The sequence below is a fragment of the Halomonas sp. SIMBA_159 genome, assembly GCF_046536035.1.
GTDB lineage: Bacteria > Pseudomonadota > Gammaproteobacteria > Pseudomonadales > Halomonadaceae > Vreelandella > Vreelandella venusta_A.
This window is the reverse complement of the sequence record NZ_JAWJBT010000003.1, coordinates 190,818-205,165: the sequence shown is the minus strand read 5'-3', so window position 1 is coordinate 205,165 and position 14,348 is coordinate 190,818. Positions and strand designations below refer to the sequence as shown.

Sequence of the window (14,348 nt, the reverse complement as noted above, 5' to 3'; positions counted from 1 at the left end):
GCAAAGTAGCCGCCAGATAGAAGTGAATATCGGGTAGAGAACAGTAGTAAAAACGACCGTTGAGGGGCGGGCACTGTTATGGCAATTAGCGTATTTGATCTATTTCGGATCGGCATTGGCCCATCCAGCTCACATACCGTAGGCCCCATGCGGGCAGCGCGGGATTTCGTGATGGCGCTGACAGCGCCCGATATCAGCCGTGTTGTGGTAAGGCTACACGGCTCGCTGGCAGCGACCGGTGTTGGTCACGGCACTGATAACGCCGTGGTGATGGGATTGATGGGCGAGACGCCAGAGGCGGTTGAGCTTGATACCATCGCAAAACGCTTAGCCGCATTGGATAACAGCGAGCCATTGAAGCTTCCCAACGGCCAAGCGCTAGCGTTTCAGCGCGCACGAGATATCGAATGGGATGAGACCTGCCTGCCGTTTCATCCTAACGCCATGGTCCTCACGGCGTATCAAGGCGATACGGTGATCAATACGAACACCTATTACTCTTTGGGCGGTGGATTTTATGTGGACCAGGCCTGCGCTGACCGAGGCGGGCTGGATGAAGACAAAACAGCGCTGCCTTATCCCTTCGAGTCGGCAAATGAGCTACTGGCACTGTGTCAGCAGCATGGCTTGAGCATCAGCGAACTGATGTTAGAAAACGAGAAAGCGTGGAGAAGCGAAGCCGCGATACGCGACGCATTACTCACCATTTGGCACGCCATGCGCCAGAGTATCGATAATGGCCTGGAGGCCACCGGGCGCCTACCGGGCGGCTTAAATGTCCGTCGCCGCGCCCACTCACTGCATCAGCAGCTGCTCTCGCCGCCCGCCAACCAGCGCCTGATTGTCACCAGTTTCACCGTGATGGATTGGGTCAACCTGTTTGCGCTAGCGGTGAATGAAGAGAATGCTGCCGGAAAGCGGATGGTGACCGCGCCAACTAACGGGGCTGCAGGCATTGTGCCCGCCGTGCTGGCCTATTACTTGAAATTTGAACCTGATGCCTGCGATGCCGACGTAGTGAATTTTTTGCTGACCGCCGGTGCCATGGGCATTCTCTGCAAAAAGAATGCCTCCATTTCGGGGGCTGAAGTAGGCTGCCAAGGTGAGGTGGGATCGGCCTGCGCCATGGCCGCCGCTGGGCTTGCTGAAGTGTTGGGCGGCACGCCCAAGCAGGTAGAAAACGCCGCAGAGATTGGGCTGGAGCATAACCTGGGCCTCACCTGTGATCCGATTGCTGGGTTAGTGCAGGTGCCCTGTATTGAGCGCAACGCCATTGCCTCGGTCAAGGCGATTAATGCCGCCCGCATGGCGTTACACGGCGACGGCGATCACTTTGTCTCGCTGGATAAAGTGATTCGCACCATGCGCGATACCGGCCGCGATATGCAGGATAAGTACAAAGAGACCTCTAAAGGCGGCCTCGCGGTCAACGCGATTGAGTGTTAAGTCGTGGGCAGCGTCGTGGCAATATTCGCTACCAAGTAGTCCACCAACTGGCGAATTTTCGGCGATAAGTGGCGGTGGCGGGGGTAGACCGCCCACACCGCCGTATCGTTATGCTGAAAAGGCTCCAGGACTGACACCAGCTCACCGCTGGCCAAGTAAGGGGCTACGTAGTAGTCCGGCAGTTGGGCAAGCCCTAGCCCTTTGAGCGCAGCATCAAGTAACGCAGGCCCAGAGTTACCGCTCCAACACCCCTCGACTTTTACCTCGCGGCGCTGGCCGTTAACTTCAAAGAGCCAGTTAGGGCGCGAGCCGATCAGGCAGCGATGCTGGCTCAGCTCGGAAAGCGTATGAGGCCTGGGGGCCTGGCGGAAATAAGCGTTAGAGCCCACCACGTACTCCCGCCGTTCGCAAAGCCGTCGAGCAATCAGGCTGGAATCCTTCAGCACACCCATGCGAATAGCAATGTCATAGCCCTCTTCGATCAGCTCCACCGGTCGGTTGGTAAAGTGCATATGCACTTCAAGCTGCGGATGCAGGCGCTGAAAATCATTCACTAGCGGGGCGATGTAGCGCTCACCAAAGGTCGTCGCCGAGGTGAGTTTGAGTAACCCATGAGGTTTGGCCTGAAGCTCGCTGATCACCTGCTCGGCATCCCGCAGCCCGTCAAACAGATGGCGGCAGTGCTCGACATAAAGCGCTCCCGCATCGGTTAACCGAATCTGTCGCGTGGTACGGTAGAGCAGCTGTACGCCAAGCTGGTTCTCTAACTGGCTAACCAAGCGGCTGATATGGGAGGTGGATACTTTTAAGTGACGTGCGGCGGCGGAGAACGTGCCCAGCCTCACGACCTCCACAAACGCTTCGATGCGATCCCAGCGCTGCATGCATGACCCTTACACGTTAGATTGTTGCCCAGTGGCAATAATCTTGTGAGTGTATCCCGCTTTATCCTCTCCGCCTAGCTGACCTACACTGCAAGTCTCTTTCGCGTATTAATGGAGTGCCTTGCTGATGTCGATGATCTCTTCACGTTGGTCTCGCCGTGCCCTAGTTGCTGCCGTCAGCGCTAGTTGGGTAGCCGCTGCACAGGCAGAGCTGCCTGCCCAGCAGCAGGAACAGGCGTCCGGCTGGTTCCGGATGATGGTAGGTGAGTACGAAGTAACAGCACTGTATGACGGCCATACGTCTCTGAATACATCGCTATTATCCGGCATGGAACAAGATGAGATTCTGCGTCATCTCGATGCGCTGTTTATTGATGCCGAAAGCGGTGTGCAAACTGCCGTGAACGCTTTTTTGGTGCATACCGGCGAGAACTTGGTGCTGGTGGATGCAGGTTCAGCGGCTTGTTTCGGTCCGACCTTGGGCCAAGTGGAGAAGAATTTACGCGCTTCCGGCTACGCGCCTGAAGATGTCGATACGATTTTGATGACCCACCTGCATCCAGATCACGTGTGTGGCCTTGCAGACGAAAATGGCGACGCGATCTACCCTAATGCGGAACTTCGAGCGAGCCAAGACGATGCCGACTTCTGGCTGGACAAAGAGCGCTCTCAAGCGCTGCCGGAAGAGCAGCGCGCCTTCTTCACTATGGCGCAAGACGCCGTAGCACCCTATCAAGAATCAGATCGTTTCAGCCCCTTTGAGCAGGGTGATGAGCTGTTAATGGGCATCGTGGCGCAAGACACCCATGGGCATACGCCGGGTCATGCCAGCTTCATGCTGAACAGCGATGACGACTCGATGTTGGTGTGGGGCGATGTCGTACACAACTACGGCGTACAGTTTGCGGATCCCAGCGTCACGATTGAGTTTGACTCTGATCCGGAGCAGGCAGCGAGCACCCGCCAAGCCGTGCTGGAAAGCGCGGTAGCCGATAAGCACTGGGTGGCTGGTGCGCATATGCCGTTCCCAGGGATTGGCCATATTGTCGAAGATTCAGAAGGCTACCGCTGGCTGCCCATTGAGTTTGGGCCTGTCAGTAGCGATAGCGAGTAACCCATCATCTTTTAGCGAGCACGTTAACGCGTGCTCGCTGCTATATAAGTAGGAGCTATTATGAAATCACGTGCTGCGGTTGCATTAGAAGCGGGTAAGCCCCTTGAGTTAGTTGAGATTGATGTAGAAGGCCCGAAGGCGGGAGAAGTACTGGTCAAAATGGCCGCTACCAGCGTGTGCCATACGGATGCCTACACGCTGTCTGGCGCTGACCCAGAGGGTAACTTCCCGGCGGTACTCGGCCACGAAGGGGCGGGCGTGGTTCAGGAAGTGGGCGAAGGTGTTACCAGCCTCAAGCCTGGCGATCATGTTATTCCGCTTTACACCGCCGAGTGCGGCAAGTGTAAGTTCTGCCTCTCAGGTAAAACCAACCTCTGTGGTAGCGTACGTGCCACTCAGGGTAAAGGCGTCATGCCAGACGGCACGTCACGCTTCTCGCTAGACGGCAAAATGCTGCACCACTACATGGGCACCTCCACGTTTAGTGAGTACACCGTGCTGCCGGAAGTATCGCTGGCGGTGGTCTCCAAAGAAGCGCCTATGGATAAAATCTGCCTGTTGGGCTGCGGTGTGACCACCGGTATTGGCGCGGTACTCAACACCGCGAAAGTAGAGCCGGGCTCTACCGTTGCCGTGTTCGGCCTGGGGGCCATTGGTCTGGCAGTGATTCAGGGCGCGGTGATGGCGAAAGCATCTAAAATTATCGCTATCGATGTTAATGCGGATAAATTTGCGCTGGCCAAGCAGTTTGGCGCCACGGATTTCGTCAACCCGAAAGATTACAGCGACCCGATTCAGCAAGTCATCGTTGATATGACCGATGGCGGCGTCGACTACTCGTTTGAGTGTATCGGCAACGTCAACGTGATGCGCTCAGCGCTTGAGTGCTGCCACAAAGGCTGGGGTGAATCAATCATTATCGGCGTGGCGGGTGCTGGCGAAGAGATCTCAACCCGCCCCTTCCAACTGGTGACCGGCCGCGTTTGGAAAGGCTCGGCGTTCGGTGGTGTGAAAGGCCGTAGCGAGTTGCCGGGCTACGTGGATCGCTATATGAATGGCGAGCTCAACATCGACGACTTTATTACCCACGATATGCCGTTTGAGAAGATTAACGAAGCGTTTGAGTTGCTGCACGCAGGCAAGAGCATTCGTACCGTACTGCATTACTGAGTATTATCTAGCTAACAAAACCGGGTAAACGAACGCGGTAGGGGCAACCCACCGCGTTTTCATCTTCTCAAGGAGCCTACCCCATGAGCATGAGTGAAACTTTAGAACTGGTGTCGGCCAACCGCAGCTGCGGCGGCTGGCACAAGCGCTACCGCCACTACTCCCGGGCGCTGGATTGCGACATGGTCTTCGCCGTGTACCTGCCACCCCAGGCAGAAAACGAGCGTGTACCGCTGTTATGGTGGCTATCGGGCCTGACCTGCAACGACGAAAACTTTATGCAGAAGGCTGGCGCGCACCGCATTGCCGCCGAATTAGGCGTGGCGATTGTCTGCCCGGATACCAGCCCGCGTGGCACCGATCTTCCCGGCGAGCACGATAGCTATGACCTTGGCTCCGGGGCAGGTTTCTACGTGAACGCCACCCAAGCGCCGTGGAAAACGAACTACCGCATGTACGATTACGTGATTGAAGAGCTACCCTCGGTGGTTCGCCAGCACTTCCCGGTTAACGGTCGCGAATCTATCAGCGGTCACTCCATGGGCGGCCATGGGGCGCTAATCCTGGCCCTGCGCCATCCTGGCAGGTTCCGCTCGGTATCCGCCTTTGCGCCGATTGTGAACCCGATGAACTGCCCCTGGGGACAAAAAGCGTTTACCAGCTATCTGGGAGAGGACCATTCACGCTGGCGCCAGTACGATGCCTGCGAGTTAGTGGCGAACGGTGCTTCCCGTCAGCGGCTGTTTATCGACCAAGGCGAAGCGGACCAGTTCCTGGAAGAGCAGCTCATGCCCGAGCGTTTGGAAGCCGTGTGTGAAGAGCATGACCACCCGCTCACGCTGCGTCGCCAGCCGGGCTACGATCACAGCTACTTCTTTATCGCCTCGTTCATTGAGGACCATTTGCGCTATCATGCGGAACACCTCATGAAACGCTAAGGATTCCGAGATGCTCAATCGCGCACTGCGCCGTTTTCTTCGTCTGTTATGGCGTCTTATTTGGCGTGGTGCGCTTGGGTTTGTGGTGCTCTCCGTTGCCCTGGTGCTGCTATTTCGCTTTGTTCCCCCACCAGGTTCTATGGTGATGGTTGAGCGTAAGGTACAAAGCTGGATAAACAGTGAACCGATTGATATTCAGCGCCAGTGGCGCAGTTGGGAGAACTTATCCAGCAATGCCAAACTGGCGGTGATTTCCGCCGAGGATCAGCGTTTTCCTGAGCATCGCGGGTTTGATTTCGTAGAGATGCGTCGCGCCTGGGAAGCGAGCCGAGACGGTGAGCGACTGCGCGGTGCCAGCACCCTGAGCCAGCAAACCGCCAAAAACGTGTTTTTATGGAGCGGGCGCAGCTGGGTACGCAAAGGGCTGGAGGCGTGGTTTACCCTGCTGATTGAAACGCTATGGGGCAAGCAGCGGATCTTAGAGGTATATCTCAACGTCGCAGAGTGGGATACCGGGGTTTTCGGTTTAGAAGCCGCGGCTAACCACTATTTCGGTGCCTCAGGCAGTGCGCTTACCGAACGTCAGGCAAGCCTTTTAGCGGCTATCTTACCCAGCCCACGCACCCGTAGCGCTTCTCGCCCCGACGCTCAGGTTGAGCGCCGGGGCCAGTGGATTCGTCAGCAGATGCGTAATTTGGGCGGGACAGCTTACCTAGAGCGGCTGTAACGGCATGATACCGCCTCAGAGAGGCGGCCTAGTCGTATTTTTCGGCTTCTACGGTGGGCAGCGCGCCCACCTGCGGGCGAGCAAAATAGTAGCCCTGCTGTACGTGAATGCCCAGTGCCAACAGGCAGCGCGACTCGTCACGGGTTTCTACACCTTCGGCAACGAGTTGGGTGCCCAAGGTGCGTGCCAACGCTACCATGCTTTTTAGAATGGCTTGGCGGCGGATATTGCTATCGCAGCCCATGACGAGTTCACGATCAATTTTGAGCGTATCGGGACGCAAATCGGTGAGCAGGTCCAAGTTCGCGTACCCGTTGCCGAAATCATCCAACGACGTGGTAAAGCCCATACGGCGATAGCTGTCGATGATATTGCGCATGTGCGCACGATCAACCACTCGCTCAGTTTCCGTGATCTCGAAATTCAGCCGCTCCGTGGGCCAGCCCACACGGTGAGATGTTTCTAGCGTGGATTGAATACAGGCTTCTGGTTCATAGACGGCATTGGGCAGAAAGTTAATTGATAACCGCTCTGTCATGCCCAGCTCACTGGCAAGCTCAATCGCTTTGACTCGGCAGGCCTGATCAAAGCGGTACATTAACTCATCGGTGACTTGGTCGAGAATCGAGAACGCCGATTCGCCGTTAATGCCGCGCACCAGGGCTTCGTAATAAACGACCTGCCGCTGAATCACATCCACGATTGGCTGAAAAGCCATTGTGAATACGAAAGGAACCGGTGTATCGCAGCGGTTGCAAACGCCGTTTACCCTGGCGCAATGAGGTTGTGCAGTCATTTTTTTCCAAGCCCTGGAATTTTCATCATTATCATATAATTTATGTCGTTGAAGGTCTTACCACCATCACTACTCCAGCGATAGCAATCACCATGCCTGCTAAGCCCAGCAGCGGTAAGCGCTCGTCAAATAGCCACCACGCCTGTAGCGCGGTGACCGGAGGCACAAGATAAAAAAGACTCGCCACACGGGAAGCCTCCCCCTTTTTTATCAAGGCCATCAATAGCAGGATAGCGGCAATTGATAGAATCAGCACGAGCCAGCCAAGCGTAAGAATAAACGTTGTGCTCCACTCGACCTCGCGGGTTTCGAATAATAGCGCGCCGACCCCCAATAGCCCGCCAGCGGCCATATATTGAATCACCGCTCCAGAAAGCAGCGGCATACTGGTGCAGTAGCGTTTTTGGTAAAGCGTTCCCAGGGAAATGCCCACTAGAGCTGCCATGACGCTGATCAAAGCACCTGCACCAAAACCGCTAAACAGCGTGCCGCCAAGCTCCAGCTTACTGCCTAGTACTAAGCTAATGCCAAGTAGGCCCAGCATTAGGCCCAGCCACTGCTGTTTCGTTAGCCGCTCCCCCAATAAGGGGCCTGCGCAGACGGCGGTTAATAGCGGTTGAAGGCCCACTAACAGAGCAGCCAAGCCCGCGGGCATGCCTAAATAAATACCGTAAAACACACCACCCAAATAGGTGCCGTGCACTAGCAAACCGGATACTGCGATGTGTTTCCATAACCTGGGTGATGAAGGCCAAGAAATGCCCATCAGCCACGTCAGAGGAATGAGCAGCGAAAGTGTCAGCACAAAACGGATAAACAAAAAGGTGAAAGGCTCCGCATAAGGGAGGCCAAATTTTGCGCCGATAAAGCCTGTGCTCCATAAAAGAACAAAAACCCCGGGCATGGCAGCAAGCCCTAGTTTGGCCGCATCTTTTTCTTTTAAGGCATTGAAATTAATAGACATAATGCTCCTAGAACAGCATGCTTTCTGGCTGGCATGGCTTACGTTTTGTTCTTTTTGTTACTCAGTTTTACATAAAGGATTGAACCTGGGCGTGAACGGCGCGTCACAGTGGGCACATTCATAACGCGCCAATGAGGTTTCTTACTATGCAACGTATGACTGCTTTGTTCTCTGCTGCACTTCTCGCAACTGGTCTGCTGGCGGGTACTGCCCAAGCCCAGCAAGGTGAAGGCCAAGCGCAAGATCCGATGGCTACGCAGCAAGCGCCTGCTCAAGATTTTTCTGATCAGCAGCTACAGCAGTTCGCCGATGCTTCTCAAGAAATCGCCGTGATCTCGCAAGAGTACACACAGCGTCTGCAGGAAGCGGAAGACGAAACCGCCCAACAGGAAGTTCGCTCTGAAGCTAACGACCGCATGATCGAAGTTGTCGAAGATAGCGGTCTGGATGTCGACACCTTCAATGCGATTGGTCAGTCTATTCAGCAAGATCCGGAAATGATGCAGCGCGTTCAAGAAATGGCTAGCCAGTCGTAAGCGCCATTTCCTACGTGTTTCACTAAAGGCTATGCGGATAGTGCCAGATTTTCCTTAACGTGCGAAGTATCTACATATCGTTAGCCGAACAAAGCCCAGCGCCTACGCGCTGGGCTTTTTTTGTGGCGCCTTTCTTTTTATCGGCATGCTTTCGGCCCAAGGGTTGTCGGTGATCACGGTTCAAGACAAACTTAGCCCAGGAATGGCTGCCATATAGCCAACGAATGAGAGACAGCGCCCGGCAGGAGAGCGTATGGATGTTGAGCTATTAGAAATACGCCAACATATGGGGCAGTTTCCCCCGTTTGATGGTTTATCAGATGAACTGCTGGACGCGATTGCCGAGCAGGTAGAGGTCAGCTACTTCAAAACGGGTAGTGATATCTTGACGCTTGAGGATACGCTGAACGAGCTCTGCTACATTCGCAGCGGCGCGGTTGAGGTATATCGCCGCCAAGGCGAGCTCTATAACCGCTTGGGAGAGGGCGATATTTTTGGCCACTTTAGCCTGCTGCGTAACCATAAGGTGCGTTTCCCCGCCAAAGCCATCGAAGACACGCTGATTTACTTTATCCCCGACGCGGTGTTTCAGCGCCTGTGTGAAGAGGATGATGACTTTGCTGATTTTGTTGAGCTGGAGCGCCCACGCTTAGAAACCGCCGCCGAGCAGCAAAAGAAGTCGAACGACATGATGGTGACCCGCATTCGTAAGCTGGTCACTCGTTACCCAGTGATGGTGGAATCTACCACCAGCGTGCAGCAGGCGGCCAAACAGATTATTGATGCCCAGGCCTCTGCGGTGCTGGTAATTAATGAAGGCAGCGATAATCCGCGCTACAGCTTTCAAGATAGCGAAGGCAAAACCTGGCAGATGTGCGGCATTCTTACCGATAGTGATTTTCGCACGCGGGTGGTGGCTGAGGGCCTATCGCCCAGCACGCCCATTGGCGAGGTGATTTCTGAACGGCTGATTACTATTCAGTCGGATGCCTCGGTGTATGAGGCCATGCTGACGATGCTGCGTAGCAATGTTCATCACCTGCCGGTGCTTTACCGCCAGCGTCCGGTAGGCGTGGTGCACTTATCCGATATTATCCGCTATGAAACGCACAGCGGGCTCTACTTGGTTAGCAACATCTTTAACCAATCCAGCGCTCAAGGGCTCGCCAAGCTCGCGCCGGACGTTCGAGCGGCATTCGTACGCATGGTGCAGGAGGGTGCTAACTCGCAAATGGTGGGCAGCGCGCTCTCCACGATTGGGCGCAGCTTCACTCGCCGGCTGCTGGAGCTGGCAGAAGATGCTCTCGGGCCGCCGCCGGTGCCGTACTGCTATATGGTTAATGGCTCTATGGCACGCAACGAGCAGAGTATTGTCACCGACCAGGATAACGCGCTGATTCTCTCGGATGATTTTATTCCCGAAGAGCACGACGAGTACTTCCATGCCCTGGCGGCGTTCGTCAGCGACGGCTTGGCCGCCTGTGGCTACACCTACTGTAAGGGCGATGTGATGGCCACCAACCGCCAGTGGCGTCAGCCGCTGGCGGTATGGAAACGCTACTTTCAGGACTGGATGGCTAATCCAACGCCAGAGAAGCTGCTGCACAGCTCGATCTTTTTCGATCTCGACAGTATCTACGGGGAAGACCTCTTTGTAGAAACATTGCAGGACTTGATTGCCCAGATGGCACCCAAGTCGCCGCTATTTCTGGCGGCCATGGCGCGCAATGCGCTTAACCGCACGCCGCCGCTGGGCTTTTTCCGCACCTTCGTGATGGAGAAAGATGGCAAGCACAACAACTCCATCAACCTCAAGCGGCGCGGTACGGCCCCAATGGTCGATCTTATCAGGGTGCATGCACTGGCCTGCGGTTCGAAAGCGCAAAACTCCTTCCAGCGTTTAGACGACATCAGTAAAACGCAGCTGCTCGCCACTGGGGTGAGCGATAAGCTGAGCTATGCGCTGGAATTTTTGTGCATGTCGCGGATCCGCCATCAGATGATAGATCTGCAAGAGGAGCGCGTGCCGGATAACAACATCGAGCCGGAAAATGTGGAAGATAGCGAACGGCATACGCTGAAAGATGCCTTCCAAGTGCTCAGCAATGCTCAGAAATTTTTGAAATTTCGCTATCCCGTTCCTACCCAACGGCAGGGACGCTGATATGCACGGCATAAGACCGCGCCCAAAAGTTACCCAGGCCGATTGGGCAGGCTACATGGCCGCCCGCGCTGAGCGAGCCCAGGATGAGATGCTGAAGCGCTTTTTCAGTACGCCGATGCCCGACCCTGAAACGCCCTTATCAGAAGTGCCGATGGTCGCGCTGGATATGGAAACCACGGGGCTGGATGAGCGCCGTCACGGGATTGTGAGCATTGGTGTGGTGCCGTTTACGCTAGGGCGTATTCCTATGGCTCAGCGCCGCTACTGGGTGGTAAAGCCACCCCGGCCTCTGGATGAGGCATCGATTGCTTACCATCACATTACGCACTCAGAGGTGGCCGATGCGCCAGACCTAGACGGCGTGTTGGATGAGCTGTTAGCGGTGCTGGCAGGGCGTGTTGTGGTGGTTCACTTTCGCAACATTGAGCGTCCCTTTCTCGATGCAGCCGTTAAAGCCCGGCGAGGAGAAGGGGTCTTGTTTCCTATGATTGATACCATGTCATTGGAAGCACGCCTGCATCGACAAACCCTCTGGGCACGCTTTCGTCGCTGGCTGGGCCGCCCGCCGGTATCGATTCGTTTGAATGCCAGCCGTGAACGCTATGGCTTACCCCCTTACCAAGGGCATCACGCCCTGGTGGATGCGCTGGCCACCGCCGAGCTGCTGCAAGCGCAAATTGCCAATCGTTACTCGCCTGACACGCCGCTGAAAGCTGTGTGGTGTTGAAAGGGCAAATGCTATTGAAAGAATAAACAACGCAAACGGGCAGCCCTAGGGCTGCCCGTTTGCGTATTGCTAACATCAAGCGCTCGTGGTTAGACCGCTTTGGGTTCGCTCATCAAGCCTTTGATAATGGCATAGCAGGCCACTAGCAGAATGATGGTGAACGGGAACCCGGTCGAGACGGCCATGGTCTGCAGTGCGGTCAAACCGCCGCCCAGCAGCAGAGCAATCGCAATCGCGCCTTCGATAATCGCCCAGAACACGCGCTGCGGTTTCGGTGCATCTACTTTACCGCCAGCGGTGATGGAGTCGATAACCAGCGAGCCGGAATCCGAGGACGTCACGAAGAAGATCACTACCAGCAGAATCGCGATAAACGAGGTGATTTGCGACAGCGGCAGCTGCTCTAGCATGATAAACAGCTGCAAATCGACGCCTGCATCACGTACGGCTTCAATGCCTTGGCTGACGTACTGATCAATGGCCGTGCCACCGAAGGTGGTCATCCAAAGTACCGATACCACCGACGGTACGATCAGCACGGAGATCAGGAATTCACGGACGGTACGACCACGCGACACCCGTGCGATAAACATACCGACGTACGGGGACCAGGAGATCCACCATGCCCAGTAGAAGGCGGTCCAGCCTTGGCTAAAGTTCGCGTCTTCACGGCCAAACGGGTTGGAAAGCGCCGGTAAGTGAACCACGTAGTTCACTAGGTTCTCAAAGAAGCCGGTAGCGATCAGCAAGGTTGGGCCAACCGCGATCACAAAGAACAGCAGCAGTGCGGCCATGGCGATATTGATTTTGGACAGCAGCTGAACACCTTTATCAACCCCGGCCATAATAGAACCGATCGCAATAATGGTGATGCCGATAATCAGCAGAATCATCGTGATGTCGCTTTCCGGCGCGCCGAACAGGTACGTCAAACCAGCTGCTGCTTGGGTAGCGCCCAGACCAAGCGACGTGGCCAAACCAAACAGCGTGGCGAATACCGCCAGAATATCAATCAGGTGACCCGGCCAACCCCATACGCGCTCACCCAGCAGCGGGTAAAACACCGAACGCATAGAAAGCGGGAGGCCTTTGTTGAACGAGAACAGCGCCAGCGATAGGGCAACTACCGCATAAATCGCCCACGGGTGCAGGCCCCAGTGGAAGATAGTCGCGGCCATACCCAGTGCAGCAGCACCTGCGGTATCGCCTTCAGCACCAGCTAACGGCGCCCAGCTGCCACCGTCTAACGAGGTGCCAAAGTGGGTCAGCGGCTCGTTGACACCGAAGAACATCAAGCCAATACCCATACCTGCTGCAAACAGCATGGAGAACCAGCCGGTATAGGTGAAGTCTGGCTTGGCATCTGCGCCGCCGATGCGGATTTTACCCAGCGGTGAGACAATCAACCCTAAGCACAGGATGACAAAAATGTTAGCGGCGAGAATAAAGAACCACGCCAGGTTACCGGTTAAGAAGCCAAAGATAGCATCGTAAACTGGCGCAATCGTATCTTGCAGTGCAAGGGTGAGCACAACAAATAGCAACACTACGACCGCTGAAATGGAAAAAACCTTGCCGTGTAGGTCAAGGTTAATCCCCATCGCATTGGTAGTAATGTTGTCCTGACCGATCACATAGTCTGTGTCAATCAAATTCGCCGGGCCATCAGGGGCGGGGATGCCTTCTGAAGCCGGCTCTTCAGCGGGACGCTTAGAGTCAGGGTTATCCACAGGAGTCTCTCCATGTCGAACAGAAATCGCTATACGCACGTTTATTGACCAGCGGTAAACCTCTGGCCAATAACAAGTACGATAGCAGGCGTGCATTACATTAATAACATTAGCAAACGTTGCTTAATATCTATTCAACGCGCGCGCACATTACCACGAAAAAGCACTACGTTTACAACGACAACAGAGGGCCTAAGCCCTCTGTTATTTAACGCTTGGGCAGGGCATTTAGCTATTGAGCCACTGCTCAACCACATCTTGGTTGTCTTCAACCCACTGTTTAGCGTTCTCGTAGGGGTCGCTGCCATCTTCTTGGTTCATCAGCATGACCTCACCCATCTGTTCGGGGGTCCACTCAAACGCATCCAGAATCGCGTAAGCTTCGGGCATATCTTCTTTCAGGCCGCTACGTACCACGGTATGGATCTGCTCGGCACCGCCGTAGACGTTTTCCGGGTCTTCAAGATATTTCACATCAAAGCGCGCGAACATCCAGTGAGGTGTCCAGCTGGTGACAACGATGTCTTCTTCGTTTTGAATCGCGCTGGCGAGAGCCGCGGTCATGGTGGCGCCGCTACCGCTACGCAGGTTCAGCCCGAGGTCATAGGTATCCACAACCTCTTCGGTGATCGACATTAAGCCTGCACCGGGGTCAATACCGATGATCTCGCCATTAAAGCTGTCGGCGTTATCGTTCAGGTCAGCAATGGAGTCCACGTCGGTATATTCAGGAACCACTAAGCCAAGCTTAGTACCGTCTAGGTTGACGCCTAAATCTTCGGTGTTTTCGCCTACCCGCTCCATGTAGTCAGCGTGGGTAGTGGGCAGCCAAGCCGCTACGATGGCATCAGCATCGCCAGTAGAAAGTGCTTGGAACATGGCCGCAGCGGAGAGGGAAGTCAGCTCTACCTCAAAACCTGCCTGCTCAAGAACAGCGGCTACCACATTGGTCGATGCAACCTCGGAAGACCACTCTACATAGGCTAGATTCACGGTGCCCTGATCTTGGGCTTGGGCTAAGCCGCCTGCGGCAATACCAGTACCGGCCACGAGGGCTAATGAGGCGAGACGGATGCGGTGATTCAACGTACGAGTTTTCATTCACTTGCTCCCTTGATGTGCAGTGGCTGTCGCCACTGCGGTATATGTAGC

The 14,348-nt window shown here is 55.2% G+C and carries 13 protein-coding genes; 8 read left to right on the top strand and 5 right to left on the bottom strand.

From position 1 onward, the window contains the following. The first annotated feature begins 78 nt into the window (after positions 1 to 78). Complete coding sequence (locus R0J87_RS03230; protein ID WP_404463719.1) at positions 79 to 1,446, top strand: L-serine ammonia-lyase; 1,368 nt, start codon at positions 79 to 81, stop codon at positions 1,444 to 1,446. Here the strand turns inward: R0J87_RS03230 and R0J87_RS03225 are convergent. Continuing rightward, positions 1,443 to 2,330, bottom strand: coding sequence for a LysR family transcriptional regulator (locus tag R0J87_RS03225; RefSeq protein WP_498884334.1), 888 nt, complete (start codon positions 2,328 to 2,330; stop codon positions 1,443 to 1,445). The two genes, R0J87_RS03230 and R0J87_RS03225, sit on opposite strands and share 4 nt — an antisense overlap. A 127-nt stretch (positions 2,331 to 2,457) precedes the next feature. Here R0J87_RS03225 and R0J87_RS03220 point away from each other — a divergent pair, with 127 nt between their 5' ends. From R0J87_RS03220 to mtgA, 4 genes are all read left to right on the top strand, one after another. Next, positions 2,458 to 3,444 (top strand): MBL fold metallo-hydrolase, encoded by a 987-nt coding sequence (locus tag R0J87_RS03220; RefSeq protein ID WP_498884332.1) that lies wholly within the window; start codon positions 2,458 to 2,460, stop codon positions 3,442 to 3,444. 60 nt (positions 3,445 to 3,504) lie between these two features. Continuing rightward, positions 3,505 to 4,614: an S-(hydroxymethyl)glutathione dehydrogenase/class III alcohol dehydrogenase gene (locus tag R0J87_RS03215; RefSeq protein ID WP_188639164.1), complete on the top strand. Its 1,110-nt coding sequence runs from the start codon at positions 3,505 to 3,507 to the stop codon at positions 4,612 to 4,614. A gap of 83 nt (positions 4,615 to 4,697) precedes the next feature. Beyond that, positions 4,698 to 5,552 carry an S-formylglutathione hydrolase gene (gene fghA, locus R0J87_RS03210; protein ID WP_498884329.1) on the top strand — a complete coding sequence of 285 codons (855 nt, stop codon included), beginning with the start codon at positions 4,698 to 4,700 and terminating at the stop codon, positions 5,550 to 5,552. A 10-nt stretch (positions 5,553 to 5,562) separates the two neighbouring features. Then, positions 5,563 to 6,279: a monofunctional biosynthetic peptidoglycan transglycosylase gene (gene mtgA / locus R0J87_RS03205; RefSeq protein ID WP_404343110.1), complete on the top strand. Its 717-nt coding sequence runs from the start codon at positions 5,563 to 5,565 to the stop codon at positions 6,277 to 6,279. A gap of 28 nt (positions 6,280 to 6,307) precedes the next feature. Here the strand turns inward: mtgA and R0J87_RS03200 are convergent, their stop codons facing one another. Together R0J87_RS03200 and R0J87_RS03195 are read right to left on the bottom strand one after the other, a co-directional pair. After that, positions 6,308 to 7,075 (bottom strand): EAL domain-containing protein, encoded by a 768-nt coding sequence (locus R0J87_RS03200; RefSeq protein WP_498884328.1) that lies wholly within the window; start codon positions 7,073 to 7,075, stop codon positions 6,308 to 6,310. Between the two features lie 40 nt (positions 7,076 to 7,115). Then, complete coding sequence (locus tag R0J87_RS03195) at positions 7,116 to 8,039, bottom strand: DMT family transporter (protein WP_498884326.1); 924 nt, start codon at positions 8,037 to 8,039, stop codon at positions 7,116 to 7,118. 146 nt (positions 8,040 to 8,185) lie between these two features. On the opposite strand from R0J87_RS03195, the gene R0J87_RS03190 reads away from it, so the two are divergent. From R0J87_RS03190 to R0J87_RS03180, 3 genes are all read left to right on the top strand, one after another. Then, entirely contained in the window at positions 8,186 to 8,575 is a 390-nt protein-coding gene (locus tag R0J87_RS03190; RefSeq protein ID WP_498884324.1) for a DUF4168 domain-containing protein, read from the top strand. 253 nt (positions 8,576 to 8,828) lie between these two features. Continuing rightward, positions 8,829 to 10,739: a DUF294 nucleotidyltransferase-like domain-containing protein gene (locus R0J87_RS03185; protein WP_498884323.1), complete on the top strand. Its 1,911-nt coding sequence runs from the start codon at positions 8,829 to 8,831 to the stop codon at positions 10,737 to 10,739. Between the two features lies 1 nt (position 10,740). Beyond that, positions 10,741 to 11,466 carry a 3'-5' exonuclease gene (locus R0J87_RS03180; RefSeq protein ID WP_404463707.1) on the top strand — a complete coding sequence of 242 codons (726 nt, stop codon included), beginning with the start codon at positions 10,741 to 10,743 and terminating at the stop codon, positions 11,464 to 11,466. 89 nt (positions 11,467 to 11,555) lie between these two features. Here R0J87_RS03180 and R0J87_RS03175 read toward each other — a convergent pair whose 3' ends face one another. Both R0J87_RS03175 and R0J87_RS03170 read right to left on the bottom strand, forming a co-directional pair. Then, on the bottom strand, positions 11,556 to 13,196 hold the full coding sequence (locus R0J87_RS03175) for a BCCT family transporter (protein ID WP_498884320.1): 1,641 nt from the start codon (positions 13,194 to 13,196) through the stop codon (positions 11,556 to 11,558). 228 nt (positions 13,197 to 13,424) lie between these two features. Then, the gene (locus R0J87_RS03170) at positions 13,425 to 14,297 is read right to left on the bottom strand and encodes a glycine betaine ABC transporter substrate-binding protein (protein WP_498884318.1); all 873 of its coding nucleotides are present in this window, start codon (positions 14,295 to 14,297) and stop codon (positions 13,425 to 13,427) included. Positions 14,298 to 14,348: the final 51 nt, after the last annotated feature.

Bases quoted from the DNA above. Each gene is read 5' to 3' on its own strand.
- R0J87_RS03180 (WP_404463707.1), top strand. From the start codon at position 10,741: ATGCACGGCATAAGACCGCGCCCAAAAGTTACCCAGGCCGATTGGGCA.
- R0J87_RS03220 (WP_498884332.1), top strand. From the start codon at position 2,458: ATGTCGATGATCTCTTCACGTTGGTCTCGCCGTGCCCTAGTTGCTGCC.
- R0J87_RS03170 (WP_498884318.1), bottom strand. From the start codon at position 14,297: ATGAAAACTCGTACGTTGAATCACCGCATCCGTCTCGCCTCATTAGCC.
- R0J87_RS03225 (WP_498884334.1), bottom strand. From the start codon at position 2,330: ATGCAGCGCTGGGATCGCATCGAAGCGTTTGTGGAGGTCGTGAGGCTG.
- R0J87_RS03185 (WP_498884323.1), top strand. From the start codon at position 8,829: ATGGATGTTGAGCTATTAGAAATACGCCAACATATGGGGCAGTTTCCC.
- R0J87_RS03215 (WP_188639164.1), top strand. From the start codon at position 3,505: ATGAAATCACGTGCTGCGGTTGCATTAGAAGCGGGTAAGCCCCTTGAG.
- R0J87_RS03195 (WP_498884326.1), bottom strand. From the start codon at position 8,039: ATGTCTATTAATTTCAATGCCTTAAAAGAAAAAGATGCGGCCAAACTA.
- R0J87_RS03190 (WP_498884324.1), top strand. From the start codon at position 8,186: ATGCAACGTATGACTGCTTTGTTCTCTGCTGCACTTCTCGCAACTGGT.
- R0J87_RS03230 (WP_404463719.1), top strand. From the start codon at position 79: ATGGCAATTAGCGTATTTGATCTATTTCGGATCGGCATTGGCCCATCC.
- R0J87_RS03200 (WP_498884328.1), bottom strand. From the start codon at position 7,075: ATGACTGCACAACCTCATTGCGCCAGGGTAAACGGCGTTTGCAACCGC.
- fghA (WP_498884329.1), top strand. From the start codon at position 4,698: ATGAGCATGAGTGAAACTTTAGAACTGGTGTCGGCCAACCGCAGCTGC.
- mtgA (WP_404343110.1), top strand. From the start codon at position 5,563: ATGCTCAATCGCGCACTGCGCCGTTTTCTTCGTCTGTTATGGCGTCTT.